Source organism: Prochlorococcus sp. MIT 1223 (assembly GCF_034092465.1).
Classification (GTDB): Bacteria; Cyanobacteriota; Cyanobacteriia; order PCC-6307; family Cyanobiaceae; genus AG-402-N21.
In genome coordinates, this window is record NZ_CP139303.1 from 1,769,571 (window position 1) to 1,795,922 (window position 26,352).

Here is a 26,352-nt window from a genome sequence, read left to right on the forward strand (position 1 = left end):
ATTATGGCAAGACGTTATCTTTTGGAATTTGAGAAACCGCTGGTAGAGCTAGAAAAGCAGATTGAGCAAATCCGCCAACTGGCTCGAGATTCTGAAGTTGACGTTAGTCAGCAGCTGTTGCAATTAGAAACTTTGGCAACAAGAAGAAGGGAAGAAATTTTTCAAGCTTTATCTCCTGCTCAAAAAATCCAGGTTGCTCGACACCCTCAAAGACCAAGCACTTTGGATTATATACAGATGTTTTGTGATGACTGGGTTGAATTACATGGAGACAGGAATGGAAGTGATGATCAAGCTCTTATAGGTGGTATAGGGAGAGTTGAAGAAACACCAGTACTTGTAATCGGACAACAAAAAGGCAGGGATACTAAAGAAAATGTTGCAAGAAATTTTGGAATGGCAAAGCCAGGTGGTTATAGAAAAGCCTTAAGGTTGATGGAACATGCAGATAGATTTAAATTACCAATCCTTTCATTTATAGATACACCAGGAGCTTATGCAGGATTACTTGCCGAAGAGCAAGGACAAGGAGAAGCCATAGCTGTAAACCTCCGAGAAATGTTCAGCATTAGAGTTCCAATTATTGCAACTGTAATTGGAGAAGGAGGCTCAGGAGGGGCTTTAGGAATAGGAGTAGCAGATAGACTTTTAATGTTTGAACATAGTGTTTATACAGTGGCCAGCCCAGAAGCTTGCGCTTCAATACTTTGGAGGGATTCTGCTAAAGCACCTGAAGCGGCCGCAGCTTTAAAAATTACGGGGTCCGACCTTTTGAAGCTTGGAGTTGTTGACGAAGTATTAAAAGAGCCAGCTGGAGGGAATAATTGGGCTCCGCTTCAAGCTGGCGAAGTGCTTAAAGAAGCTTTGCAAAGACATCTAACAGAGTTATTACGTCTGGATATTCAAGAACTTCGAGATAATCGATACAAGAAATTTAGGGAAATGGGCAAGTTCTTTGAATCAAATTCAATAGAGTCGGGTATGGGTGTTTAGAGTTATTCCAATTCATTATTTTCAATTTGCCTACAGCACTTATTACAGGAGCCTCAAGAGGATTAGGGAGGGCATGCGCTATTTCCTTTGCCAAGGCTGGATGGGATCTCTATTTGGTTGCACGAGATGAAACTGCTCTTCTAAGTCTATCTAAGAAACTTTCTAATACTAAAAGCAAAATTTCTTATGAATCCATTGATTTTTCTCAGCCAAAGAATATCGAACCAGGTTTAGAGAAATTACTTTCAAGAGGCTTGCCCCCAAATGTATTGATTAATAATGCAGGAGTCGCTTGGACTGGAGAGTTGATAACAATGCCTTTAGAAAGTTGGCAATGGATCTTTCAAATAAATCTAACAAGTGTCTTTCAGGTCTGTTCTAAAGTTGTTCCTTTGATGAGAAATAGCGGAGGCTTAATTATAAATGTTAGTAGTCATGCATCAAGAAATGCTTTCGCAGAATGGGGGGCATATTGTGTTAGTAAAGCAGCTTTAGCTAGCTTTACTAAGTGCTTAGCTGAAGAGGAAAGGCAATATTCAATTCGAGCTTGCACGCTTACGCTTGGATCTGTAAATACCTCAATTTGGGATTCGGATACGGTTAAGAGTGGTTTTAATAGAGATGCAATGCTTCAAGTTGAACAGGCAGCTAATGAACTCCTTCATCTTGCTAATCAACCTTCAAATCAAGTAATTGAAGATCTAACTCTTATGCCTGCTTCAGGAGCTTTTTAATTTTTATTTATAACATCAATTTTAAAATAAAATAATTATCAAAATATATTAGTACTATGAATATTCTTTAATAGCTTGAATTAAGTGCTCAACTTTTTCTAAATCTTTTACTCCAGGTGATATTTCCAGTTTGCTTGAAGCATCTATTCCATAGGGTGTTATGACGCTTAGAAGTTCTGGAATCCAATCTGCAGATATTCCTCCCGCAATCCACCATGGAATCTTAAATTCTTTTTCTTTTAATAAATTCAGACTTACTCTATGGCCTGTCCCTCCAAGCAAATTTTCATCCCAGGCATCAATTAATAAAGCATCTACTATTTCCTGATATTTTCCGGCTGAAATAAGATCATTTTCTGATCTAATTCTCAATGCTTTCCAAAACTTGACTTGAGGATGCATGGCTCGAAGAGCTTTACAACGTTTCACTGACTCTTCTCCATGAAGTTGAATGATTGTTGGTGCTGCATCGCTCTTTAAGGATTCGTCTAGATCAAAATCATTTATATCTGCAACCACTAAGACCCTTTCTGTTCTTGGATAAGAATCCTTTAAAACTTTAAAAATTTTATCCCTGCTTTTCTGGGCAAGGTATCTAGGAGATTTGCTTACGCCAATTATTCCTATTGCATGAGCACCTAAGGAGGCAATATGGATTGCTTGTCTGGCTTGCGTTATTCCGCAGATTTTCAATTTTATTTGTGATTGGATCACTGTTAGTTAGTTGATTTGGCCTTTATTCTCTAGGATTAGATTAAATACCTTTTTGATTGATTTTGGGAGGAGAAAGCTTGGAAGGCTTGGAGGTAATAAGAATTAAAGGTATTCCTTTGAGGATTCATTCCAGTTGGGCTGTAATCCTTTTGCTTTTTACTTGGAGCGCACAAAATCAGATTACTAATTTAGCTGATGCTCAAATTCCTTTGTGGACCTCTTGGTTGATTGGCTTTGTTACTGCTTTGCTTTTATTTATGTCAGTATTGCTTCATGAGCTAGGCCATTCTTTTATGGCTATTCATGAGGGAGTAAAAGTTAAAAGTATTACTCTTTTCTTTCTTGGAGGTATCGCGAAGGTAGATAGAGAATGTAAAGACCCCATGTCTACTCTTAGAGTTGCAATTGCAGGACCAATAGTTAGTTTTATTCTTTCCATAATCTTTCTCATTTCAATTCCACTTTTTTCAGTGAAAAGTATTATTTTCTCAAATTTACTTACTCAAATTGGCGCATTAAATTTGCTATTGGGTTTATTCAATTTGTTGCCAGGTTTACCACTTGATGGTGGAATTATTATTAAGTCTTTAGTTTGGCATTTTACTGGAAGTAAGAAAATAGGAATTAAGGTTGCTACTAAGTCAGGTAGATTCCTTTCCTTAAGTGCAATTTTTCTAGGAAGTTTTATTAGTATAAGTGTTGGAAGTTTGGCTGGATTATGGCTAATAGTTTTTGGTTGGATTGGTTTTTCTGCTTCTAGATCACAGAGTCAGATTCTACTTTTTCAGGAGACTTTATGCGAAATAAAAGTCTTTCAAGCGAAAAATCGACGCTATAGGGTTTTAGATGCAAATTTATCTTTAAAGCATATTAACTCAGTAAGTTTGGATTCGGGAAATAGTCAATTTAATTCAGAGTTAATTCTAGTATCAAAGTCTGGTAGATGGATTGGATATATTAATAATGATCCTTTAAAGGAAGTTCCAGTTCAAGATTGGGAGAATTATTGTTTGGAGGAATATGTTTTACCATTAAGCAACCTTCCTTTTATTAGTGAAAAAGAATCTTTATGGAAAGCTGTTTTGGAAGTTGAGAAGAACAAAGGTGAAAGATTGTTGGTTATGAACCTTGCCGGGTTACCAATCGGAACATTAGATAGAATTGATATTGGATTAGCTGTTCTGAAAAGGATCGGAATCAAAGTTCCAAGTAATTTTCTTGATCTAGCTAAAAAGCAAAATGCCTATCCATTGGGCTTATCTTTACCAGAAGTAGTAGAAGGTATGCTTGTTTCTGGTTTGATTGAAAAAGATAATATAAAAGGCCCTAAGTAGTTAAATTTTATCCATTTATGATTTTCTTGATATTTATTTCGTCGTATAGATTTTTTTTAACCCACTTAGTTTCTGGCCAAGAAAAAATTAAAGCTTTTAATAGATGATCCTCTATTTCTTTTGCTGATAAATTAAGTTCTATTGGGGGTGGTGGATCATTCTTAAATAAATTCTTCCATATTTCTCTTGGTGGATCTAAAAGTATCTCACCATGTTGCAAAAGGGATCCTTTTTGCCAAAACTGAGCACTTCCAATCCTTTTATTGCCTTTGTGATCTATAAGATCAGCAAGTGTAGAAGTGGAAAAACAATTGGAAGTCGAGGATGTAGACATTTGACTGCCGAAGAATAAAGGGATTCCTAATTCGGCGAAACCATTAATTAACCATTGACTTGCTTCAAAGTAAGCCTTTTTCTTTTTTCTTGGTGGCTCTTTCCAAGTTAAAGCATAAGTTATTCCACCACTATGTAATACAGCATCTCCTCCTGTTGGTCTCCTAATAATGTTTATTTTTTCCTGCTTGACTACCTCATTCCATCGCTTAGGAAGATCTTTTTGATTTTTACCAATAGATAGCCAAGTGCCTTTCCATGAATAGAAGCGAGCTGACATTGAGTAGTTGGAATTTGGCAAAGATTTTTCTAATAAGTATTTGTCTATTTCCATTTGCTGATTCCCAGCAAGTTTTATGTGATTAAAAATAGCTCCTTGCTTAATTTTCATTGTTGATTTGTTGGACAGGAACAGTATTCATTGATTCGATCTCTTTGAGAGAACTCAACTTCCTCGAGTAATTATTTTAAAATAATTGTATTCATTGAATAAATAATAGAACTTTATATCCAGTGATGGTTTTTTAAAGTTTGTTTGAAAATGTCAAAAACTTTCCAAGCTTTCTAATGGGAAAGATAGTTTCTTTTGATCTGTAGTCTTTTCAATATGAATTGGAATCTTTTCTTGATTACTAGATTTTAGTCGGTGAATTGATGTAAAAGATGCTTGATTAAATCCTTAAATGATTGCAATTTCAGTTTTATACGCTACAAGCAAGTTAATAGTTAAATAGTTTTGCTTGCGAACTTAGAAGAACCTCGGATTAATCCCGAGCCAAAAAGAAGAATTCGCAAAAGAAGCTTAAGCCGCAGACAAAGATCGAATGCTTCTGTAATTGTTGATAAGGCAACTATTGCGGCAGCATTAGAGCTTGAGGAGCTTCAGAGAGAATTTATATACAGCTGCATTTCTCTTGGAATGAAAATGGGCTTACTTGCAATATTTGCAGTGAGTTTCGTTAAGTTGGGAGTTGCTTCTCACGATAGGATATTGCGTCAGTTAGAAATGGTTTCAATACTTAGGTTTGAATCAAGAAAGCTAAATCAACTTAATTCAAGGTTTGATAAATTATTTGCGATTGGAGGAGAAAACCGACTAATTAGTGAGCAGGAACATTTAATTACTCCAAATAGTGTCAGGGTTGTTTGGAAATAAAAGAGATTGACAAATCAGATTTAATATTTTATTTGTTTAATACTTGATAATTAATCAAGAGCATTAAGGCTTAAAAGATGGCTTCACTTCAAGCTGCTCCAGGCACTGTTCTAATTACTGGAACCACTTCAGGTGTTGGGTTATACGCAACTAAGGCATTAATAGATCGAGGATGGAGGGTTATTACAGCAAATAGATCGCCTTTGAAAGCGGAGGCAGCTGCACAACAATTGGGCTTGCCATTTAGAAGACCCCGTCAGCTTCAACATTTGCAGATTGATTTGGGAGACTTGAATTCAGTTAGGAGTGGAGTTAAACAATTGATTGAGGGTTTGGACTCCCCTTTAGATGCGTTGGTTTGTAATGCAGCAGTTTATCTTCCAAGATTAAGAAAACCTCAAAGATCAGCTCAAGGATATGAAATATCAATGGCTACAAATCATTTTGGGCATTTCCTTCTTATTCAGCTTTTACTTGACAATTTAAGAAGGTCTAATCGTCCAGTTTGGACAGGACGGTCTTGGGGGTTTGAAGCTCCAAGAGTTGTCATCCTTGGAACAGTTACGGCTAATTTGAAAGAATTAGGAGGGAAAATTCCCATACCAGCACCAGCTGATCTTGGTAATTTATCAGGCTTTGAACAAGGCTTTCTTGATCCCATTAGCATGGCAAGCGGAAAACGTTTTAAGCCCGGGAAAGCCTATAAAGACAGTAAATTATGCAATATGATTACAACCCAAGAATTACATAGAAGATATAAAGACTCTTCGATTGTTTTTAGCTCTCTTTATCCAGGTTGCGTTGCAAATACCCAACTTTTTAGAAATACGCCAAAATTATTCCAAATTTTATTCCCTTGGTTTCAAAAACTAATTACAGGTGGTTTTGTTAGTCAGAGTCTTGCTGGGGAAAGAGTTGCTCAAGTAGTGGCTGACCCTGCATTTGGAATTTCAGGAGCGCATTGGAGTTGGGGAAACAGACAAAGAAAAAATGGAAAACAATTTTCTCAGGAATTATCATCTAGAGCAACTGACCCAATTACTTCAAAGAAAGTATGGGATTTATCAATGAAATTAGTGGGTATTAGCGAATGAATAATTCTTTAAGTTAATCAAAGCCAAGTAAGTCAAAAATCTCTCTATCTTTTAAAGGTTCCGCTGTGAGAGGCTCTACATTCTCCAGCATTTTTTTGGCAAGAGATAAATATTCGTTTTGAACCTCTAAAACATCTTCATCAGGCTCCATTTCGAAAATTGTACATTTTTTAAGCCTTGAACGTCTGATTGCATCTACATTTTTAAAGTGAGCCATTGTTTTAAGGCCAGTTCGAGCATTAAATTTATCAATTTGATCTAGCTCTGCAGATCTATTGGCAACCACTCCACCTAGGCGAACTTTATAGTTTTTGGCTTTTGCATTTATCGCTGCGACAATTCGATTCATTGCAAATATTGAATCAAAATCATTTGCGGTAACTATTAAGCAGTAGTTGGCATGTTGCAAAGGGGCTGCAAATCCTCCACATACCACATCTCCAAGCACGTCAAAGATAACAACATCTGTATCTTCTAGAAGGTGATGTTCTTTTAAAAGTTTTACTGTTTGACCGGTTACGTAACCTCCGCATCCTGTCCCAGCAGGAGGGCCTCCACTCTCTACACACTGAACTCCGTTAAAGCCTTTAAACATAAAGTCTTCTGGACGAAGTTCTTCACTATGAAAATCAACTTCCTCAAGAATATCTATTACGGTAGGCACCATTTTATGAGTAAGGGTAAAGGTGCTGTCATGCTTCGGATCGCAACCAATTTGTAGAACCCTTTTTCCCAGTTTTGAAAAAGCAGCGGATAGATTGGAAGAAGTTGTGGACTTACCAATCCCCCCCTTCCCATAGACAGCTATAACCAGAGCACCCTCTTCTATTTTAATTTTAGGATCTTGCTTTACTTGAACACTGCCTTCTCCATCAGCTTTCCGGGGCAAGGTGGTAGTCATTATTTACCTATAAACCAATGAGTTATATATACATTCAAGCAGGAAGATGAGCAGTTGGTAAATGTTTGCGTAATTCGATACATCTGTAATAATTTAATAGATTAGAAAATCTTTCTTTCCTCATAAAAATCAATCAATAAGTCTATTTACTCATCCCTGATGAATGTTTTCTGGCAATAATTAAGCCCCGAAATGCGCCTTAGCGTCAAACAATGTTTCGCTATTTATTTCTGCGCAACCAACTTGCTTTGCATATTTCTCAGTATTTCTTTTTACTTTACCTCGAACGAAAAAAGGTATTTTAGCTAGCTCTGTCTTCCCATCCGAGGTCCATTTAGGTATATGAGTTTCCAATGCATTTTCAGCAACAACTTTTTCTGGAACAGGTGTAGATGCAGCTGGTATTTTTGAATCTGTCTGATGACCTCCCAAGTGACCTAGATGACTTTGGTGGCCGTCAGTAAATTCAAAATCGTGACGGAACATTCCAATTAGATGCTCTTCTAATCCCATCATTAGAGGGTGAACCCAGTCGTCAAAAATCACATTGGCCCCCTCCCAGCCCATTTGAGGGCTATATCTAGCAGGGACATCCTGTACATGCATTGGAGTACTAATAACAGCACAAGGGATGCCAAGTCTCTTTGAGCTATGCCTTTCCATCTGTGTCCCTAAAACCAGCTCTGGTGCAGATTCTTTTATCGCCTCCTCTACTTCTAAATAATCATTAGTTATTAAAGCTTTAATGCCAAGATCTTTTGCTTTTTCTCTAACTTTCCTAGCCATTTCTCTGCTGTAAGTTCCTATACCTACAACTTCAAAACCTAATTCTTCGCTAGCGATTCTTGCAGCAGCAAGAGCATGGGTTCCATCACCAAATATGAAAACTCTTTTTCCAGTTAAATAATTTGAATCAACTGATTTTGAATACCAAGGTAAGCGAGAAAGATTTGCTTCATCTAACTTGTATGTGGTGGGCATGCCCAATATGTCATGCAGTTCTTTGAGAAAATCTATCGTTGCCCCTACACCAATGGGAATGGTGGTTGTGAATGGGAGGCCTAAATTTCTTTCAAGCCAAAGACATGTTGATTCTGCTATCTCTGGGTAGAGACAGACATTTGCATCTGCCTCTCCGATTCTTGCTAAATCTGCTGGAGAAGCTCCAAGTGGTGCTATTACATTCACATCAATTCCATGCTGAGCAAGGATTTTCTGAATCTCGAGGACATCATCTCGACAACGGAAACCAAGTAGTGAAGGACCTATTAGATTTACTTTTGGCCTTCTTCCTATTTCTTTCCATTGAGTTGGATTATGTTCTGATGAGTCTTTAGTAACATCGGCTAATATTCCTCTAACTAATTGATAGAGGGTTTCGGCTGCTCCCCAGTTTTCTTTTTTACTATAAGCAGGTAATTCTAGGCTTATAATTGGAATATTAAATCCCATCCCTTTAGCTAGAGATCCAGGTTGGTCTTGAATTAATTCCGCAGTACAGCTTTCTCCAACAAGAAGAGCCTCAGGATTGAACCTCTCTACGGCTTCATTAATATGACCTTTAACTAGTTCGGCAGTATCTCCACCTAAATCTCTAGCTTGAAAAGTTGTATAAGTTACAGGAGGCCTTTCCCCTCTTCTTTCAATCATTGTGAAAAGGAGGTCTGCGTATGTATCGCCTTGAGGAGCATGTAATACGTAATGAACTCCTTTCATTGAAGTTGCAACTCTCATTGCACCTATGTGAGGTGGCCCTTCATATGTCCAAAGAGTTAGTTCCATTAGATCAAGCTTTTGTGAGTTGTTTTTTGTTTAAAAGATCGTGCCTATGAAGAGGTCTTGAGAACAGTTCAGCAAGATCAGATGCCTGGTCTATTCCATGTATAGGGCTGAAAACCATTTCAATTGACCATTTTGTTGAAATACCTTCAGCCTCTAGGGGATTAGCTAGGCCCATTCCGCATACAACAAGATCTGGATGTTGTTCTCGAATTCGATCTAGTTGTTTCTCTACATGTTGTCCTTCAACAATTCGAGTTTTTTCTGGAAGTAGGTCTATTTCAGGTCCCATCATGTCCCTATTTAAATAAGGAGTGCCAACTTCTATAAGTTCCATGCCACACTCTCTTTTTAGAAAACGTGCAAGAGGAATTTCTAATTGTGATTCAGGTAATAGAAATAATTTTTTGCCAGTAAGCTTTTTTTTATAAGGTTCTATAGCTTTGTGTGCTCGTGAAATCAAAGGTTCCAAGGTGGAATCCACCAAGGCTTTATCTATATTAAAGGAGTTTGCAGCAGCCTCTATCCAGAGTTTACTTCCCTCAATTCCTAAAGGGAAAGGAGCTCTTAGAATTTCAGCCCCTCTATCTTTAAGTGCTCTAGCGGTATCAGTTAAATATGGCTGAGCCAACAAAACCTTTGTACCTGGTCCTATTGGAGGTAGTTCGGTGGACTGCCTTGGTGGAAAGCTGTCAATTTTATTTATTCCAAGTCGATTGAAAATAGTTATTAATCTATCTTCGACTGGGTTTGCCAGCGTTCCAACGAGAAGCAATTTGCTCTCTTGACTTGCTGGCATTAATGGAACTAATGCTTTTAGAGCCCCATCTTCTCCTTGGGTAAAGGTTGTTTCAATTCCACTCCCTGAGTAATTGAGTACCGTAACTTGACCTTTTAATTCCAGATTAAGTTTTTCAGCAACTCTTGCTAAATCAATTTTAATTACTTCACTGGGGCAAGAACCTACAAGAAAAAGAGTTCGAATTTCGGGACGCCTTTCTAATAGATTTTTGACAACGCGATCAAGCTCCTCGTGAGCATCTGCTAAGCCAGCAAGATCTCTTTCTTCTAGGATTGCTGTGCCAAATCGAGGCTCAGCAAATATCATCACTCCAGCTGCACTTTGGATGAGATGTGCACAGGTTCGGGAACCTACGACCAAGAAAAAAGCATCTGGCATGCGTCTATGCAGCCAAACAATTGAAGTAAGGCCACAAAAAACTTCTCTTGGACCAGTTTCCTTTAGCAGCGTGGCGCCGCCCATAAATAAATGCCTCTTCTATATTTTAATTTGATGTTCTTTTTGGTGTTAGTCAACAATTCATAGAAACTTTTTGGAATTGAAGATATTTTTGTTGCGTTTTATTTTTATTTTCAGGAAATCATGTTATCTCGGTCGTTTTCGCTAGGTAAAAATTACATCCTTAGATGATTTAGTCTCAGGAGTTTAATTAACTTAGTTTCTCCAGTAATTTGAATCTTTTTCAGCTTTGTAGAGCTTCCAAACATTTCTAGTTAATCTTCTAGCTACCAAGCCACCTCTTTCTGTCTTTGCGGAAGAGGGACGAACTCCAAGAAGATGAGTTACTTCAGCAGTACTTAAGGGTGCTCCAGTTTCTATGGCTAATGATGTCAGTTCTAAACGTTGACGTAATGAAACAAGATCCGCTTTTTCTTCAGTTTCCTCGAATAGCCAGTTTAATCCGGACTTTCCTTCACTGGTGATTTTTTGCATAAGTCCAAGACCCACTAAACCTAGTGCCTGTTCGGCTTTTAGATCATGTGAGGTATTCTTTGGATCAGTCTCTTTTACTGGTGAAGTAGTCATTTTTTTGTTGCCTATTTTTTTGAAGGTATCGGCTTATAAAAATGCATGCAAGCTTTTGTGATAGCTAATATGGCTAACTTTAATGTATTATCCGCGCCATGAGCGCTAGCTTGGATGATAGGAATCGACGCGCTAGAAATGGCGTAATCGTTACGGGTACGGAGGTTGATCCTCCGGCATCAGGTGCTAGCTGTGTAATTACTACAGATACGGAGAAGTCATTAGTAGCTAGGCAAGCGAGTCATGTCCAACAAATTGAATTAAGATCTTATGTTTTCTTAGATTCTCTTCAGCCTCAACTTGCGGCCTATATGGGAACAGCAAGTCAAGGTTTCTTGCCTATTCCAGGAGATGCATGTCTTTGGATGGAAGTCTCTCCTGGAATGGCAGTACACCGAGTAACTGATATTGCATTGAAAGCAAGTAATGTTCGATTAGGTCAGATGGTCGTTGAGAGAGCCTTTGGTTCAATGGCTTTGTATCATCGAGATCAAAGTACAGTCATACATTCAGGTGATGTTGTTTTAGATGCAATAGGAAGCAGTATTGCTAGACGAACAAAACCTGAAGTGAGTTGGACTGAAATTATTAGATCAATTACACCTGACCATGCGGTATTAATTAATCGACAAAATAGAAGAGGTTCAATGATTCAATCCGGAATGAGTATGTTTATTCTTGAAACTGAGCCCGCTGGATATGTATTGATGGCGGCGAATGAAGCTGAAAAATCATCTAATATTACTGTCGTAGATGTTAAAGGAGTTGGTGCATTCGGTCGCCTTACACTTGCTGGTCGTGAAGGTGATGTAGAAGAAGCGGCCTCAGCTGCAATGAGATCAATAGATCAAATCAACCGAAGTGAGTTTTAAGAAAAGATTTTTAATGCTTTCTTGAGATATGGAGCTAGTTCTCTAGCGGCTTTACCTCTACTCCCTAGTTTTGATAATTGCTCTTGGCTTAATTCTCCATAAGTACATTTTGCTTCTCTAATCCAAAAAAGAGACTCGAATTCGCCATTTGGATAAGCAGGCTTTTTTAATATTTCTCCCCAGCAAATGCCTTCAGAATCTTTTATGTGATTCCCTTTTGGGTCACAAAGAACCATGACGCTACAAAATCGTGCGCTTCTATATGGAGTATCTCCAATCTCATAAAGAATTTTTTTTATCTTCTCTTCATTTGTTTTTGCAAAACGTGCAGAAAATATTCCAGGTTCTCCATTTAAAGCATCAACTTCCAGGCCTGAATCATCTGCAATTGTCCAGCTTTGAGTAATTTCTGCTGCGGCTTGTGCTTTTAATAAGGCATTCTCTAAATAAGTAGTCCCTGTCTCTTCAATATTAAGTTCACTTGGTTGTCTTTGTACTTCTAAAGGAAGAGGTCCGAGCATTGCTTCAATTTCAGCTACCTTTCTAGGATTTCCACTGGCAATAGTTATTAATGGTCTTGACAATGATCGAATTGGAATTTAATAAGACTATTTTGCAAGATTAATGGTATTTCTTAAAGCAAGAAATGAAATTCGAGACAGGATGGGTTGAACATTCCACCCTTTGCAAAAGCTAAGGACCTGTCTCGATCGGTAAAAATACCTGTTGTAATCCGACATGACAACATAATGTTTTGAGGTGCTAACGGTTAGGCGAACAGTTGTTTATAACAGTCATACCAGTGGTGATAAGTTTTGCTTATCAATAGGAGTAAGAACTGTAATCTGGTTTCTAGTGAAAAGAGCTTGACGAAATCGTATGTATGCGGGCATTGTCCATACCGAACATTCCCCCTTTATTTGCAGGTTTAGGCAATGGCTACAGAAACTATGGGTATCGCACTCGGCATGATCGAGACACGCGGACTTGTCCCAGCTATTGAAGCTGCTGACGCAATGACAAAGGCTGCTGAAGTGCGCCTTATAGGTCGTGAGTTTGTTGGTGGTGGCTATGTAACAGTTTTAGTTCGTGGAGAAACAGGTGCTGTCAACGCTGCAGTTCGTGCAGGTGCAGATGCTTGTGAGCGTGTAGGTGATGGACTTGTTGCAGCTCACATCATTGCTCGTCCTCATAGAGAAGTTGAGCCTGCTCTTGGCAACGGCAACTTCCTTGGTCAAAAGGACTGAGATTTGATCGCAGTTCTATAACAGAAACGCGACATTTTTAGCCCTATTACTACCTAAAGGATTTTCCTATGAGTAAGAAGTACGATGCTGGCGTTAAGGAGTACAGAGACACCTACTGGACTCCCGATTACGTCCCCCTAGACACTGACCTTTTAGCCTGCTTTAAATGCACTGGTCAGGAAGGCGTTCCGAAAGAAGAGGTTGCTGCTGCTGTTGCTGCTGAGTCCTCAACAGGTACTTGGTCTACAGTTTGGTCTGAGCTTTTAACTGACCTTGAATTTTATAAAGGTCGTTGTTATCGCATTGAGGATGTGCCTGGAGATAAGGAATCCTTCTATGCCTTTATCGCTTATCCCCTAGACCTTTTTGAAGAAGGTTCAATTACAAACGTTTTGACTTCTTTAGTTGGTAACGTTTTTGGATTTAAAGCCTTAAGACATTTACGTCTTGAAGATATTCGCTTCCCAATGGCGTTTATTAAGACTTGTGGTGGTCCTCCAAACGGCATCCAAGTGGAACGTGACCGTTTGAATAAGTACGGTAGACCTCTTCTTGGTTGCACTATTAAGCCAAAACTAGGTCTTTCTGGTAAAAACTACGGACGTGTTGTTTATGAATGTCTTCGTGGTGGACTAGATCTAACAAAAGATGATGAAAACATCAACTCACAGCCATTCCAAAGATGGAGAGAACGTTTTGAGTTTGTGGCAGAAGCTGTAAAGCTTGCACAACAAGAAACAGGTGAGATAAAAGGTCATTATCTAAACTGTACTGCTACTACACCTGAAGAGATGTATGAGCGTGCTGAGTTCGCTAAAGAACTCGGACAGCCAATAATCATGCATGACTACATAACAGGTGGATTTACGGCTAATACTGGTCTGGCTAATTGGTGTCGTAAGAACGGAATGCTTCTGCACATTCACCGTGCGATGCATGCTGTTATTGACCGTCATCCCAAGCATGGTATACATTTCCGTGTCCTAGCGAAGTGTCTACGCCTTTCTGGTGGAGATCAACTTCATACAGGAACGGTTGTTGGAAAGCTTGAAGGAGACAGACAGACAACTCTTGGATATATTGACAACCTTCGTGAATCCTTTGTCCCTGAAGATCGTACTCGCGGTAACTTCTTTGATCAGGATTGGGGTTCAATGCCAGGAGTATTTGCGGTTGCTTCAGGTGGAATTCATGTTTGGCACATGCCTGCATTGCTAGCAATTTTTGGAGATGACTCTTGTCTTCAGTTTGGTGGAGGAACTCATGGACACCCATGGGGTTCTGCTGCTGGTGCTGCTGCAAACAGAGTGGCTCTAGAAGCTTGTGTTAAAGCACGTAATGCTGGTCGCGAAATTGAGAAAGAAAGTCGCGACATCCTTTTGGAAGCTGCAAAACATAGCCCAGAGTTGGCTATCGCGCTAGAGACATGGAAGGAGATTAAGTTCGAATTCGACACTGTCGACAAGCTCGACGTACAGGGATGAAGTTAAGAGGAGACAATTTTGTCTCCTCAACCTTTCTTCTTAGAACGTCTCCGGGCACAGTTCCGGCTATTCACTATTCACACTCTTAAGTTCACCATGCCTTTCCAGAGCACAGTTGGTGACTACGCAACAGTCGCCACCCTGGAAACATTCGGCTTCTTACCGCCGATGACCCAGGAAGAAATTTACGATCAAATTGCTTACATAATTGCGCAGGGCTGGAGTCCTGTTATTGAGCACGTTCACCCAAGTGGATCCATGCAGACTTATTGGTCTTATTGGAAACTACCTTTCTTTGGTGAAAAAGATCTCAACTTAATTGTGAGTGAGCTAGAGGCTTGCCATCGTGCATACCCTGACCATCATGTTCGCATAATTGGTTATGACGCTTACACACAGAGTCAAGGCACTGCATTTGTAGTGTTCGAAGGCCGTTGATTTTACGGTATTAATTAACTAAGCCCCGAAAAATTTTTTCGGGGCTGAAGTTTTCCCGAGGATTATTAATCCTCATTGTCCTAAGACATTTACATTGGGCTGTCATGGCAAACAAATCCAGTCGAGAACTTGCACTTGAGCGTCGTAAGGCACTTAGTGATGGTGGGAAAAAGGCATCTGTATTACATGCTTCTAGTCCTAATAGAGTTCGGTCGGCTATAGACGCTCGTGTAACGAGGACAGACCAGTCTTACTTAAAGAAAAATGCAAATAAGCCTTCTTCAAGTCCAGGTAGACATGATTCAATTTTATCTGCCTCTAATTCTGCCCCTAAAATGAGTGCCTCTTCTAATCGTCGGATTCAGCCAATAAGTAATCCAAGTAGAGATCTTGTTTTAGCTAGACGTGTAGCTCTTTCTACTAAAGGTAAATCAGCTAGTACAAGTAAAGACAGAACAAGAGGAGATCTAGCAAGGACTTCTTCCCCTTCATATCCTGCTACAACACCTGCTTCTACTACTAAGTCAGGTTCCTCTTGTCAGAAAGAAAATTCTAAAGATGCAAAACCCACTATTAATACAGTTAAAACTTCAAGCCTTTCAAAAACTTCTGGTGGAAGACGTAACGTTCAAAAACGTCGCCCTATTGAGAATTCAAGCAGAGCTCTTGTGTTAGCAAGAAGAGAAGCTCTTTCTAAGCATGGTAAGTCTGCTGGGCATAAGGCTACTTCTGCTGCTTCAGTTGCTCGTCATGGAAACCCAGACTTATCTAGTAGAGAAATTGCTTTGCGTGTTAGAGAATTGCGAAGTAAATCAGGCGCTACTGGGAAACAGCGTTCAGGAGGTACTAGACCTTGTGGACCAAATCGTAATGGGTCAAAACAAAAAGCTACTCCAGACGCACATTGGAAAGTTGGTGTTAGTGAGACATCCTCTGGACAAGTTGTTACTGGAACTCAAGCGAATAGATCTGTAAAAACTACTGGAAATGAGTCAAGTACATGTCGCTCCGTTACTGGAACTCAGTATGTAGGAGTAGATACAATTGAAACTTTTTGTAAGTCATCTCCTTCCTATAAGCAGCCTTCTAAGGTTGGCGTAACAAATACATCACATGGCAATGTAGTTACAGGAAATGAAGTAGGGAGATCGGAGAAGGTTACCGGTGATGAGCCTGGTACTTGTAAAAATCTTACTGGGACCGAATATATTTCAGCTAATCAATCAAATGAATATTGTGGTGCAGTTAATCAATCTCCACGCAAAGTAGGGCATAGTCAAACTTTGGATGGAAGGAGTGTTACAGGAGTGATGGTAGGTCGCTCTAGCAATGTTACTGGCAATGAAGCTGGTTCTGGAAGAGGTCTTACAGGTGATCAGTACATAGGGGATGATCCAATACCTTCTGGTCGTCCTGCTCAGAAAGTAGGTTCTTTAAATACAGTTAGGGGTTCAGGTGTTACTGGAACAGACGTGGCAAGGTCAGAGTGGGTAACTGGAAACGAAGCTGGAAGCTGTAAACGAGTAACAGGTGATGAATATGTGGGGGCTGAGCAATACCAATCATTCTGTGGGAATAAGCCTGCTCCGGAAGCAGCAAAAGTTGGATTGAGTCTCACAAATAAATCTCAATCTGTTAGTGGAACAATGACTGGGCGTTCAGAGTTGGTAACAGGGGACGAGCCAGGAAGTAATAAAGCTGTAACGGGTACTCCTTATGCAGGGTTAGAGCAATCTTCGCAGTTTGGAAATGCTAGCAATACTAAAGAAATTCAACAAAGGACTCCAAAAAGACTTGGTACCCCTGGATCAAATTTAACTGGACTGCAACCAGGGATAGGAGGAGTTATGACTGGTGCAGAAAAAGGTGCTTGTGAGCCTTTAACGGGTACTCCCTACATAGGCGGTGATCAATTGGATAAAGCATGTGGAACTTCTTCTGTAGGTATTGATAGTAATGAACCTAATAATGCGCCATGGACTGAATTCAGTGTTCAATCCCCCGCGAGATCGGCACAAGGAAATAGAGAAAAAGCTTCTTCTGTAACTGGTAACCGTTATGAAGATAGTTCGAGGATTACTGGTCCATTTGATATGGCTGCCAATAAAATCACTGGAACTGAACAATTTCGTTTTGATAATAAGGAGTTTCAACAAAAACAGTTAAACAAAGAAGCTGCAATAGATGTAAACAAATCTGAGCAAGTGAAAGAATCTAGACCTGTGTCACGTGTTACTGGTGAGGGGCAATCAGCCGGTTTAAATATCACTGGAGACGATTGGGATCGTGGAGATAGTGTTACAGGAACAGAAGGTGTATCGGCTCGTCGTCGTAATCCATCACGTCCAGGAGGTAGAACAGCTATGCGAGAGTTTGAGGCAAAGCGGAACCAAGAATTGCCAGAACCTGATTTTCTTATAACTGGATCTAGTGGTAATACTAGGGATGGTCAAATGGTTACTTTCTCAGGCGGAGCGAGGGGGTAGTTAATTGATGGCCTATAGACGACCTTTGGCCAAAGATATTCAACGTATTAAAGGACCAACTGCGCCTAGAAAACGTTTTGAAAACTTTGAAGAGACCCGTGCCATCGCGAGTGAAACTATTGAGAGTGCAGTTTGTCACCCATTGACAAATACTTCACAGAATAAAATTCTTGAGGATTATGAACATTCAGTAAAGGGAAGTTTTGACAAAATAGTACCAGTTTTAAAAAGTATTTCTTCCATTCAAAATAGTAATGACTTTATACTTCAAGCGCAGAAATTAGCTATTGAAGAATTAGGATTTGAACTTCCTCTGCATGTATTAGAAAAAGCCTGGGTTCGTCCATTGGATATGAGGGCTTTATTTGCTTGGTCTGTTTTCCAAGCTCATCAAAAAGCAAGCGCTGAATTCTTTAACTCCGATCCTTTGAATGGCTCTGAAAAAAGTCCTTTGGCAAAAAAATTTCAGTCTTTTCTTCTCGAATGTGGGTTCCATTTATTGGACGTTACTCCTTGCTCAGATGGAAGATTGGCTCATTCCATTGCATATGCGATGAGAATACCCTTTAGCTCTGTTAGACGTCGGTCTCATGCAGGAGCTCTTTTTGATATTGAAAGAACAGTTAACCGTTGGATCAAAACTGAACATAAGAGATTTAGAGAAAATATGCCTAATGAGGCACATACTCCAACCCGTTATTTAAAAGTAGTTACTTATCATTTCAGTTCAATTGATCCGAAACATCAAGGATGCGCAGCTCATGGAAGTGATGATGTGCTAGCCGCTAAAGCCGGTTTTCAGAGACTATTAGATTTCAGGAAAGCCGTAGAAAATAGTTTTTGTTGTGGTGCCTCTGTTGACCTTTTGTTAATTGGTTTAGATACCGATACAGATTCTATTCGTATACACGTACCTGATAAAGATAGTAAGACTGATTTAAGTAGTTGGGTTTCCTCTCAGGATTTATATCGATTAACTCATCATTTATCTGCTTCTATGGCACTCAAAAAAATAAAAGAAGTTATCAAACAGAAATCAACTGGTAATACTGAAGTTGGCATGATTAACTTTATCGCAAAATTGATTGAAAATAACTTCTCTCAAATTGACTACGTGCGACATCTTCATAGTGGGCCGTATCCCGATGCTGGTCATGCAGAACGTTTTATTGGAGTAGGTATAGGTTTTAAAGAAGTTCATCTAAGAAATCTCACTTACTTTGCCCATCTTGATACAGTTGAAGAGGGAGCACCAGACTTAGATGTAGGGATAAAAATTTTCAAGGGTCTAAACGTTATTCGAGATTTACCTATACCTGTAGTAATTCGATTTGATTATTCGGGTAGAGTTCCTGGTGAAAGAGAAAGGGCTATTGATGATTGTCTACGTGTAAGGAATGCGATATCAAATAGATATCGTAGTCTTGTAGATGATGGTCTTCTCCATACATTACTTACTATTCGAGATAGAGATCTGAAAGACCCAGCTGAGGTTGTAGGTTCTTCTCTTGACTCAATTCCTAAGGAGGCTCATTAAAATGCTTATTTGTAAAGTCTTAAAACCGCTTGTATCAACCAATCGAATTCCTGGATTTGAACATAAACATCTTCAGGTTGTTTTAGATGGTAGTTCTAAAAAGGTTGCTGTTGATGCTGTTGGTTGTAAACCTGATGATTGGGTTATTTGTGTAGGTAGCTCCGCCGCTAGAGAAGCTGCAGGAAGCAAGTCATACCCAAGTGACCTGACTATTGTTGGGATTATTGACCATTGGGATCCTGACAATTCTAGAAGAAGTGATGGAGGTACGAGTTAATGGAAATTATGCAAGTCATGGGGCGATTGGTTTGTACTCAAAGAGTCCCAGGCCTAGGTCATATGCATTTAAGAATTCTGCGAAATAATAAAGGTAAGGATTTAGTTGCAGTAGATCCAGTTGGAGCGAGGGAAGGTAATTGGGTCTTTACGGCTAGTGGTTCTGCTGCAAGATTTGCCTGCCAGGACCCCACCACTCAAACTGATTTGACCATAGGAGGAATTATTGATTATTGGACACCCGACGGGTAAATGTACTAATACCTTTTACTCTCTTTGCTCCTCTATCTGTTTCTTCAATGCCTACTCCGTCAAAGCGAGATACTTCTAGAAAATCTATACCTTCTAAAGAGGTAGATACATCACTCTCAGATCCCTCTAAACAAATAGTAGATGTTTCACCTAATCCACCAATTAAGGGAGAAGATACACCTAAACGAAATTCTCAAAATAATAAAAGTTCCACTGTTGCTCCTGCTAAGAAAAAACCTTTTACCTCTACTAAGAGTAATGATGGTGTAAAAGGTCCTTCTAAGCCATCATTTACGACTTCCTCTGCAGGGAATAAAAATTCCTTTAAAGGGATTGCATTAGGCATGATTGAAACTAGAGGAATGGTCCCCGCAATTGAGGCAGCAGATGCTATGACTAAAGCTGCTGAAGTTAATTTAGTTGCGAAAGAATTTGTAGGTGGTGGTTATGTCACTGTTATGGTTAGGGGCGAAACAGGTGCTGTTAATGCTTCTGTTAGAGCAGGCGCAGATGCATGCGAAAGAGTTGGAGATGGATTGGTAGCTGCTCATATTATTGCTCGACCTCATGCGGAGGTAGAGCCAGCGTTGCACCCAAGTGGTGCAAAAAGGCGTAGTTAAGTTGACTTGATTATTGTTAGGTTCAGATAAGTCTCAAAATTTTTTATGGATAAATGGAATCTAAAAAAAAGACCAGTTTGTCTTGAAAAAAGGTTTGAATTTGAGTCGTATACAATTACTAGAGATTTTCTTGACCGCTTAGGAGATTATTGCGAAAAAGTAAAAAGATACCCTGACATAAGTTTTGGAAAGACATATGTAAATATCACATTGCGACCTGAGGATGATTCAACTGAAGCTAAGATTACTTCTTCTGAACATCAATTTGCTGAGGAGATTGATCGTCTTCTCTAGTTAGTATTTATTCTTTTGGTTGAGAAAGGTCTCTCTTTATAAGCGCCATAAGATAGGAAGGTGACTTATATCGTCCTGGCAGGCATCTGTTAAGTGTTTCCAGGTGCCCCCAACAGACAGTCCTTTCAATCTCTTGAGCGGTACGACCCTGTTGAAGTAATCTCCTCAAAGCTTTGCAGTAGAGCGGGTAACCAGCCTCTAGCTCTCCAATCGTTAGCTTGGCTACGGTCATACTCGATCGCATTGCAAGTCTTAATTTAGACAATAATGTGTCCACTTTGCAAAGCGGAGTTTATTTGAAGTGGTTTGTATTTTTTGAATTTCACCCAAGGAATGCTACGCAGTCAATTTCTACCTTTGCTTTTTTGGGCAATCCAGATACTTCAACGCAAGCTCTGGCTGGGCTAACCCCATCTGAGAAAAATTCAGAGTAAATTTTATTTACTTGATTAAAGTCATTTAAATCAACTAAATAAATTGTTGTTTTAACCACGTTGCGGCTATTTGCCCCTGCTTCAGAAAGTACAGCAAGAAGATTTTTTAGAACCTGACGAGTCTCTTGTTCAATATTTCCTTCACCTATCATTTCTCCATTGGATGAATCTAAGGCGATTTGTCCAGAACAATAAAGCCATTCATTGACAAGGACAGCCTGATTGTATGGGCCTACTGGAGATGGCGCCAAGTTTGTTGTGATAGCTTGCATTGCATTACTCATTAACTTTTTTGAGGCTCTGATAAGTGTTAATTCAACCTAACCATTTATCTTTATGTTCTCTTAGATAAGATAATTCTTCAATATTTTTAGCACGAATGAATAAATTTGTTTTGCGCTCTTCCGAAAGACTTGTCGGCAAGGTTACTTTTCCTTTATCTCTAATATCTTTGATTTTTTGAAGTCTATTCTTTATCGAGATATCTTTTGGTACAAGACTGTTAGCCCATCGAAGATTTCCTTCAGTGTACTCATGTCCACAAAATATTTGTGTTTCAGAGGGGAATGAATTTATTAGAGTAAGAGAGTTATACATATTTTCAGGTGAGCCTTCGAAAAGACGACCACAGCCTCCTGCAAATAAAGTATCACCACAAAACAAGACAGGTTTGTTCATGCACTGACTTTTTATATAGAAAGCTATATGTGTTCTGGTATGGCCTGGGATTTCTAAAATTTCTACGGTTAAACCCATGATCTCTAATTCGTCTTCATGGCTAACCGAGATAGTCTGTAAAGGAATTCTTGGTAAATCTTCTTTTGATGCTATTACTTTTGTCTTGGGCCATTTAGTTAATAACCCTTTTGTTCCTCCAATGTGATCATCATGATGATGAGTTAGTAAAATCGCTTCAAGATTCAACTCTCTTTTTTGCAGCCAAGTTATTACTGGACCAGCTACTGATGGATCTACAACGACTGCATTTCCGTCCCAAATCCAAATCCAAATTATATTATCGGTCAGTGCAGGAATAGGATGGATTATTAAATTGCCTCTATCTTCGGTGAGCATTTCATTTAAGGGGTGAGGAATAGTTAAAATTAAATTGGGATAGTAAATTCATGATTACTGTTGCATTGGCTAAGGGAGCTTTGCTTCAAGATTCAATTTCCAGGTTTGCAAAAGCTGGATTGGATTTTTCTTCATTGCTAGAGCCTGGTAATCGCCAGTTAATGGTTCCTTCAGTATGTGGTAAAGCCAAAGCTTTGCTAGTTAGAAATGCAGATGTTGCTGTTTATGTTGCATATGGGCAAGCCCAATTGGGGATAGTTGGATACGACGTGCTAAGTGAACAAGATATGCCAGTAGCAAATCTATTAGATCTTGAATTTGGCCACTGTCGGATGTCTGTTGCAGTAAGAGAGAATAGTGGATATAAAAGAGCTTCTAACTTGCCACCCCATTGCCGAGTAGCCAGTAAATTTACTAATTGCGCAAAAACATATTTTGAAAAAATTGATTTACCAGTCGAATTGGTTCATTTGACTGGTTCAGTAGAACTTGGTCCATTAACTGGCATGGCAGAAGCAATTGTAGATTTGGTAGCAACTGGACGCACTCTGAAGGAAAATGGATTAATAGAAATAGAACAATTATTTCACTCAACTGCAAGATTGATTGGTAATCCATTGTCACTAAGGCTTGATAATGGCTACTTGCAAGAAATTATTGAAGCAATTCAATTACAAAACATTTCTCATAATTCTGCTAACTGATGTTTTCCAAGGATTTAAAAAGAATTAGAAATCTTGGCCGTTACTTAACGAAGGAGAAAAAGCGATTATTATTAATTGTTCTAATTCTTATACCTGTAGCTATATCTGGAGCTATTCAGCCTTTGTTAGTAGGACAAGCAATTAGTGTATTAAAAGGGGAAGAAAATATCTTTGGCTTTGAGAGTGGTTCATTAAGCTCATCTATAAATATCTTGGTTGCAATATTATTTTTCTCAGTTCTTATTCGCTTACTATTTCAAGGTCTGCAAAGTTATTCAATACAAGCAGTTGGACAGCGACTAACAGCTCGAATTCGGGACGATTTGTTTTCACATTCAATGTCTTTATCGTTAAGGTTTCGCGACAAGATGCCAGTAGGAAAATTATTGACAAGACTTACTAGTGATGTTGACGCTTTAGCTGAAGTCTTTGGAAGTGGAGCAGTTGGAGTGCTTGCTGATGTTGTTAGTTTATTGGTTATTTCAATAACTATGATTTTGATAGAGTGGAGATTAGGTATCTTACTTTTAGTTACTCAGATTCCTGTTACTTACTTTATTCTTTGGCTTCAAAGTAGATATAGGAAATCTAACTATAGAGTCAGAGAAGAACTCTCTCAATTAAATGCAAACTTCCAGGAGAACTTGCAAGGAATAGAAGTAGTTCAAATGTTTAGGAGAGAAGAAATAAATGCGAAAAGTTTTTATAAAACTGGAATAGATTATCGAAATGCTGTAAATGGGACGATATTTTATGATAGCAGTATTTCAGCATTTATTGAATGGATATCTTTAGCGGCTGTGGCAATTGTCATTGCTCTTGGAGGAATGTTTCTTACGTCAGGTGCAATAGGATTAGGAACTCTTACAACATTTATTCTTTATTCTCAAAGGCTTTTTGAGCCATTACGCCAGCTTGCGGAACGATTTACTCAGATACAAGGAGGATTGACTGCGGTAGAAAGAATTTCTGAATTATTAGAAAAAAAGATTGAAATATTTGACCAACCTACTGAAAAATTAAATGTTAAATCTACTTTATTAAATATAGATAACTCTGGAGAAGTTATATTTGATAGGGTTTCGTTTGCCTATAAGAAAGGTGAGCAAATTATTAGGGATCTAAGTTTCAAAATTTCTCCTAGTGAAATGGTTGCCTTGGTTGGTCCTACGGGATCAGGTAAAACGACAATTATTAGATTGCTTTGTAGATTATATGAACCACAGAGTGGAGCAATATTTCTTGATGGAGTAGATATTAAAGATATACCTCTGGAAAGATTGCGTATGAAATTAGGGGTAGTTCTCCAAGATACTTTTTTATTTAGTGGGAATGTTGGAGATAATCTTAGATTAGATTCTTCAATAAGTAATGATCGACTTGAACAAATTTGTAAGGATCTGGGGTTAATTAATTTTCTTAATAAGCTTCCTAATGGCTTGGATACATCATTAAGAGAAAGAGGGGCCAATCTTTCATCCGGAGAGAGACAATTGTTATCTGTTGCAAGAGTGGCTATTCGTAACCCAAGTGTATTAGTTATGGATGAAGCTACTGCTTTTATGGATCCTTCTACAGAAGCAACTTTACAAAGGGATTTGGATCGATTGCTAGCAAAAAGAACAGCTCTAGTAATTGCTCATCGTCTTGCGACGGTAGAGCGGTCAGACAGGATACTAGTTTTAAGAAAAGGGGAAATAATAGAAGAAGGTACACATCTTGAACTTAGAGCTCAAAAAGGGCTTTATTCTCAATTGGCAGACCTCCAAGAGAAAGGTTTGGCAAAACTTTAATCAAAATTATTTATAAGCAGAGGATGATGAATCAAGGCCCATTCAGAAAATCAATATTCCAAATGAATAAAAGTTCTTCTGTATTGAGTAGAGGGCTCATTGAGGATATTTATGGAAAGAGATCAATTGAATGCCCTTCTCCTTATGAGGGGGAAAGTTTTGTGTTTAGTCAAGCTAGAACATTTGACTTAATTGAACTAGAGCAGTTGCTTCAATCCGTGGGCTGGAGTAACAGGCCTTTAAGAAGGGTGAAAAAGGCTTTAGATAATAGTTTGTTGAAAGTGGGGCTTTGGAAGCATGATCCTAAGTTTCCAAGGTTAATTGGATTTGCTCGTTGCACTGGGGACGGAATATTAGAGGCTACTGTCTGGGATGTAGCAATTAACCCTGTTTATCAAGGATCAGGTTTTGGATCAACATTGATGTTATATGTTATTAATTCAATTAAAGAAATGGGGATCAAGAGAATAACATTATTTGCAGACCCTGGAGTTATCAATTTTTACAAAAGTCAAGGCTGGGATCTTGAGCCAAAAGGAAATAAATGTGCTTTCTGGTATGCAAATTAGCGAGACAAAATAAGATTAATCAATCATTACTTATAGTATTCACTCGCTAATAATTTAGTGTCTTCTCCCTTTTGCCACCTGGCTTTAAAACTGGCATTTTTTAAAGCTTGATTCAAAATATTAGTGTGCTGCCATTTTCGGTGGTCTGTAAATAGAGGTATGCCAATTCTTTTTAATTTTGTCTTTTGACCCAGCCTTATTACAAAATCAAGATCTTCCATTATATATAGATCATTATAACCTCCTATTTCATTATAAAGCTGTTTGCTTATTAGTAAACCTTGGTCTCCATAAGGCCTTTGGAAAATATAACTTCTTATATAAACCGCAAGTTGTAAAATAGTAAAGAATATATTTGTTTTTTTTAATCTGAAATCAAAAAACCAACCATATTGTTTATTCTGTGATTGATTAATAATTTGCATTATTGCCTTTGACCAGTTTTTATGCAGTCTGCAATCAGCATGTAGAAAAAGTAGCCACTCTCCTTTTGCTGAATTTGCTCCATGGCTAAGTTGCTTTCCCCTATTTGGTTCTGCTGTTGTTAGAAGATTTGCCCCGCTTAGGTTTGAAATAAATACTGTTAAATCTTTGCTCCCACCATCTACTATATTTAATTCAATATCATCAGGCCAAAGATTTAAATCAGCTATAAGTAGAGGGAGGTTGCCTGCTTCATTTAATGTAGGGCAGATAATGCTTAGATTAATTGTGGTTAATTTCTTATCCATGGTTTTAAATCTTCCAATTGATCTAAATCATTTTGTTGCCTTAATAAGTGAATCTTAATATGATTCTCATTTGCTTTCTTTATAGTTTCAGATAAAACATTATTTCTGCCCCAAGGTATACCAGTAAAGGGCCAGTTTGCTATTGGCCGTGTGAGTTTCGAGGAAAGGCCCAAGAGCCAATATCCTCCATCCATTGAGGGCCCTATAACCATTCCATGAGTTTCTAATGAGAGAGAGGCTTTTAACAAATCTTCTTCGCTTAGTGTTGGTAGATCTGTACCAATAATGATTATTGGGGAAATTTTGTTTGTTTGTGCTTTTAAGATTTCTTTTTTCATTCGTAATCCGAGATTCCCTTGCCCTTGGGTTACAACTCTGTCGATTCTTAGCCCTCTTCTCTCTCTCTTACATGCGTTTGGCCCTAGCCCTGCAATGGCTAAATGAATTTTTGCTAATCCTTTTGTTTCCAATGATTTTGCAACATGAAGGGTGTGATTGGTAAGTTTTTGTTGGATATAAGCTGCTCTCATTACACCAATATCTTTTGCAAGCCTTGTTTTACATCTGTTGGGAGAGTGCCATCGGGCCATGATGATTATTGTGGGAATACTCTTCATAAAGCTTTTACGTGCTTGAAAGTATTTCTGAATATTTACTATTAGTTGATTTTCTAAT

At 38.6% G+C, this 26,352-nt stretch carries 30 protein-coding genes; 18 read left to right on the forward strand and 12 right to left on the reverse strand.

Annotated elements, in window-relative coordinates; translation table 11 throughout:
- Positions 1-3: 3 nt before the first annotated feature.
- Positions 4-993, forward strand: coding sequence for an acetyl-CoA carboxylase carboxyltransferase subunit alpha (locus tag SOI85_RS09570; protein ID WP_320664158.1), 990 nt, complete (start codon positions 4-6; stop codon positions 991-993).
- Positions 994-1,019: 26 nt separating this feature from the next.
- A complete protein-coding gene (locus SOI85_RS09575; protein ID WP_320664159.1) occupies positions 1,020-1,727 on the forward strand; it encodes an SDR family oxidoreductase in 708 nt (235 codons plus the stop codon).
- A gap of 54 nt (positions 1,728-1,781) precedes the next feature.
- Here SOI85_RS09575 and SOI85_RS09580 read toward each other — a convergent pair whose 3' ends face one another.
- On the reverse strand, positions 1,782-2,441 hold the full coding sequence (locus tag SOI85_RS09580; protein WP_320664160.1) for a phosphoribosylanthranilate isomerase: 660 nt from the start codon (positions 2,439-2,441) through the stop codon (positions 1,782-1,784).
- Between the two features lie 62 nt (positions 2,442-2,503).
- Between SOI85_RS09580 and SOI85_RS09585 the strand changes: the two genes are divergently transcribed.
- A complete protein-coding gene (locus SOI85_RS09585) occupies positions 2,504-3,775 on the forward strand; it encodes a site-2 protease family protein (protein ID WP_320664161.1) in 1,272 nt (423 codons plus the stop codon).
- Between the two features lie 7 nt (positions 3,776-3,782).
- Here SOI85_RS09585 and SOI85_RS09590 read toward each other — a convergent pair whose 3' ends face one another.
- Positions 3,783-4,499: a lipoyl protein ligase domain-containing protein gene (locus tag SOI85_RS09590; protein ID WP_320664162.1), complete on the reverse strand. Its 717-nt coding sequence runs from the start codon at positions 4,497-4,499 to the stop codon at positions 3,783-3,785.
- Between the two features lie 345 nt (positions 4,500-4,844).
- Between SOI85_RS09590 and SOI85_RS09595 the strand changes: the two genes are divergently transcribed.
- Together SOI85_RS09595 and SOI85_RS09600 are read left to right on the forward strand one after the other, a co-directional pair.
- Complete coding sequence (locus SOI85_RS09595; RefSeq protein WP_320664163.1) at positions 4,845-5,264, forward strand: hypothetical protein; 420 nt, start codon at positions 4,845-4,847, stop codon at positions 5,262-5,264.
- Between the two features lie 77 nt (positions 5,265-5,341).
- A complete protein-coding gene (locus SOI85_RS09600) occupies positions 5,342-6,358 on the forward strand; it encodes a protochlorophyllide reductase (RefSeq protein ID WP_320664164.1) in 1,017 nt (338 codons plus the stop codon).
- Between the two features lie 13 nt (positions 6,359-6,371).
- Here the strand turns inward: SOI85_RS09600 and bchL are convergent, their stop codons facing one another.
- From bchL to SOI85_RS09620, 4 genes are all read right to left on the reverse strand, one after another.
- Positions 6,372-7,259 carry a ferredoxin:protochlorophyllide reductase (ATP-dependent) iron-sulfur ATP-binding protein gene (gene bchL / locus SOI85_RS09605; RefSeq protein ID WP_320664165.1) on the reverse strand — a complete coding sequence of 296 codons (888 nt, stop codon included), beginning with the start codon at positions 7,257-7,259 and terminating at the stop codon, positions 6,372-6,374.
- Positions 7,260-7,439: 180 nt separating this feature from the next.
- Complete coding sequence (locus SOI85_RS09610; RefSeq protein ID WP_320664166.1) at positions 7,440-9,041, reverse strand: ferredoxin:protochlorophyllide reductase (ATP-dependent) subunit B; 1,602 nt, start codon at positions 9,039-9,041, stop codon at positions 7,440-7,442.
- 4 nt (positions 9,042-9,045) lie between these two features.
- The gene (locus SOI85_RS09615) at positions 9,046-10,302 is read right to left on the reverse strand and encodes a ferredoxin:protochlorophyllide reductase (ATP-dependent) subunit N (RefSeq protein ID WP_320664167.1); all 1,257 of its coding nucleotides are present in this window, start codon (positions 10,300-10,302) and stop codon (positions 9,046-9,048) included.
- A 192-nt stretch (positions 10,303-10,494) separates the two neighbouring features.
- A complete protein-coding gene (locus SOI85_RS09620; protein WP_320664168.1) occupies positions 10,495-10,866 on the reverse strand; it encodes a hypothetical protein in 372 nt (123 codons plus the stop codon).
- A gap of 98 nt (positions 10,867-10,964) precedes the next feature.
- On the opposite strand from SOI85_RS09620, the gene SOI85_RS09625 reads away from it, so the two are divergent.
- Positions 10,965-11,738 (forward strand): BMC domain-containing protein, encoded by a 774-nt coding sequence (locus tag SOI85_RS09625; protein ID WP_320664169.1) that lies wholly within the window; start codon positions 10,965-10,967, stop codon positions 11,736-11,738.
- On the opposite strand, the gene rdgB is transcribed toward SOI85_RS09625, so the two are convergent.
- The gene (rdgB, locus tag SOI85_RS09630) at positions 11,735-12,322 is read right to left on the reverse strand and encodes an RdgB/HAM1 family non-canonical purine NTP pyrophosphatase (RefSeq protein ID WP_320664170.1); all 588 of its coding nucleotides are present in this window, start codon (positions 12,320-12,322) and stop codon (positions 11,735-11,737) included. The two genes, SOI85_RS09625 and rdgB, sit on opposite strands and share 4 nt — an antisense overlap.
- Before the next feature lie 351 nt (positions 12,323-12,673).
- Between rdgB and SOI85_RS09635 the strand changes: the two genes are divergently transcribed.
- The 9 genes from SOI85_RS09635 (at position 12,674) to SOI85_RS09675 (ending at position 20,372) form a co-directional block, all read left to right on the forward strand.
- A complete protein-coding gene (locus SOI85_RS09635; protein WP_019476633.1) occupies positions 12,674-12,985 on the forward strand; it encodes a BMC domain-containing protein in 312 nt (103 codons plus the stop codon).
- 68 nt (positions 12,986-13,053) lie between these two features.
- Positions 13,054-14,469 (forward strand): form I ribulose bisphosphate carboxylase large subunit, encoded by a 1,416-nt coding sequence (locus SOI85_RS09640; RefSeq protein ID WP_320664171.1) that lies wholly within the window; start codon positions 13,054-13,056, stop codon positions 14,467-14,469.
- 96 nt (positions 14,470-14,565) lie between these two features.
- A complete protein-coding gene (locus SOI85_RS09645; protein ID WP_320665175.1) occupies positions 14,566-14,907 on the forward strand; it encodes a ribulose bisphosphate carboxylase small subunit in 342 nt (113 codons plus the stop codon).
- 104 nt (positions 14,908-15,011) lie between these two features.
- On the forward strand, positions 15,012-17,393 hold the full coding sequence (locus tag SOI85_RS09650) for a CsoS2 family carboxysome shell protein (RefSeq protein WP_320664172.1): 2,382 nt from the start codon (positions 15,012-15,014) through the stop codon (positions 17,391-17,393).
- 7 nt (positions 17,394-17,400) lie between these two features.
- A complete protein-coding gene (locus SOI85_RS09655) occupies positions 17,401-18,930 on the forward strand; it encodes a carboxysome shell carbonic anhydrase (RefSeq protein WP_320664173.1) in 1,530 nt (509 codons plus the stop codon).
- Between the two features lies 1 nt (position 18,931).
- A complete protein-coding gene (locus SOI85_RS09660) occupies positions 18,932-19,207 on the forward strand; it encodes a carboxysome peptide A (RefSeq protein WP_320664174.1) in 276 nt (91 codons plus the stop codon).
- Entirely contained in the window at positions 19,207-19,458 is a 252-nt protein-coding gene (locus SOI85_RS09665; RefSeq protein WP_320664175.1) for a carboxysome peptide B, read from the forward strand. The genes SOI85_RS09660 and SOI85_RS09665 overlap by 1 nt, the downstream gene beginning before the upstream one ends.
- Entirely contained in the window at positions 19,440-20,078 is a 639-nt protein-coding gene (locus SOI85_RS09670) for a BMC domain-containing protein (protein ID WP_320664176.1), read from the forward strand. Before SOI85_RS09665 ends, SOI85_RS09670 begins: the two co-directional genes overlap by 19 nt.
- A gap of 45 nt (positions 20,079-20,123) precedes the next feature.
- Positions 20,124-20,372 (forward strand): 4a-hydroxytetrahydrobiopterin dehydratase, encoded by a 249-nt coding sequence (locus tag SOI85_RS09675; protein WP_320664177.1) that lies wholly within the window; start codon positions 20,124-20,126, stop codon positions 20,370-20,372.
- Positions 20,373-20,379: 7 nt separating this feature from the next.
- On the opposite strand, the gene SOI85_RS09680 is transcribed toward SOI85_RS09675, so the two are convergent.
- From SOI85_RS09680 to gloB, 3 genes are all read right to left on the reverse strand, one after another.
- Positions 20,380-20,604 carry a DUF3136 domain-containing protein gene (locus SOI85_RS09680; protein ID WP_320665176.1) on the reverse strand — a complete coding sequence of 75 codons (225 nt, stop codon included), beginning with the start codon at positions 20,602-20,604 and terminating at the stop codon, positions 20,380-20,382.
- Positions 20,605-20,694: 90 nt separating this feature from the next.
- On the reverse strand, positions 20,695-21,090 hold the full coding sequence (locus SOI85_RS09685; protein ID WP_320664178.1) for a Rid family detoxifying hydrolase: 396 nt from the start codon (positions 21,088-21,090) through the stop codon (positions 20,695-20,697).
- Positions 21,091-21,121: 31 nt separating this feature from the next.
- A complete protein-coding gene (gene gloB, locus SOI85_RS09690; RefSeq protein WP_320664179.1) occupies positions 21,122-21,880 on the reverse strand; it encodes a hydroxyacylglutathione hydrolase in 759 nt (252 codons plus the stop codon).
- A 50-nt stretch (positions 21,881-21,930) separates the two neighbouring features.
- Between gloB and hisG the strand changes: the two genes are divergently transcribed.
- From hisG to SOI85_RS09705, 3 genes are all read left to right on the forward strand, one after another.
- Complete coding sequence (hisG, locus tag SOI85_RS09695; protein WP_320664180.1) at positions 21,931-22,584, forward strand: ATP phosphoribosyltransferase; 654 nt, start codon at positions 21,931-21,933, stop codon at positions 22,582-22,584.
- Complete coding sequence (locus SOI85_RS09700; protein WP_320664181.1) at positions 22,584-24,377, forward strand: ABC transporter ATP-binding protein; 1,794 nt, start codon at positions 22,584-22,586, stop codon at positions 24,375-24,377. Before hisG ends, SOI85_RS09700 begins: the two co-directional genes overlap by 1 nt.
- 62 nt (positions 24,378-24,439) lie before the next feature.
- Positions 24,440-24,946, forward strand: coding sequence for a GNAT family N-acetyltransferase (locus tag SOI85_RS09705; protein ID WP_320664182.1), 507 nt, complete (start codon positions 24,440-24,442; stop codon positions 24,944-24,946).
- A gap of 26 nt (positions 24,947-24,972) precedes the next feature.
- Here the strand turns inward: SOI85_RS09705 and SOI85_RS09710 are convergent, their stop codons facing one another.
- Positions 24,973-25,677: a TIGR04283 family arsenosugar biosynthesis glycosyltransferase gene (locus tag SOI85_RS09710; RefSeq protein WP_320664183.1), complete on the reverse strand. Its 705-nt coding sequence runs from the start codon at positions 25,675-25,677 to the stop codon at positions 24,973-24,975.
- A complete protein-coding gene (locus tag SOI85_RS09715) occupies positions 25,662-26,267 on the reverse strand; it encodes a TIGR04282 family arsenosugar biosynthesis glycosyltransferase (RefSeq protein WP_320664184.1) in 606 nt (201 codons plus the stop codon). Before SOI85_RS09715 ends, SOI85_RS09710 begins: the two co-directional genes overlap by 16 nt.
- Positions 26,268-26,352 lie beyond the last annotated feature (85 nt).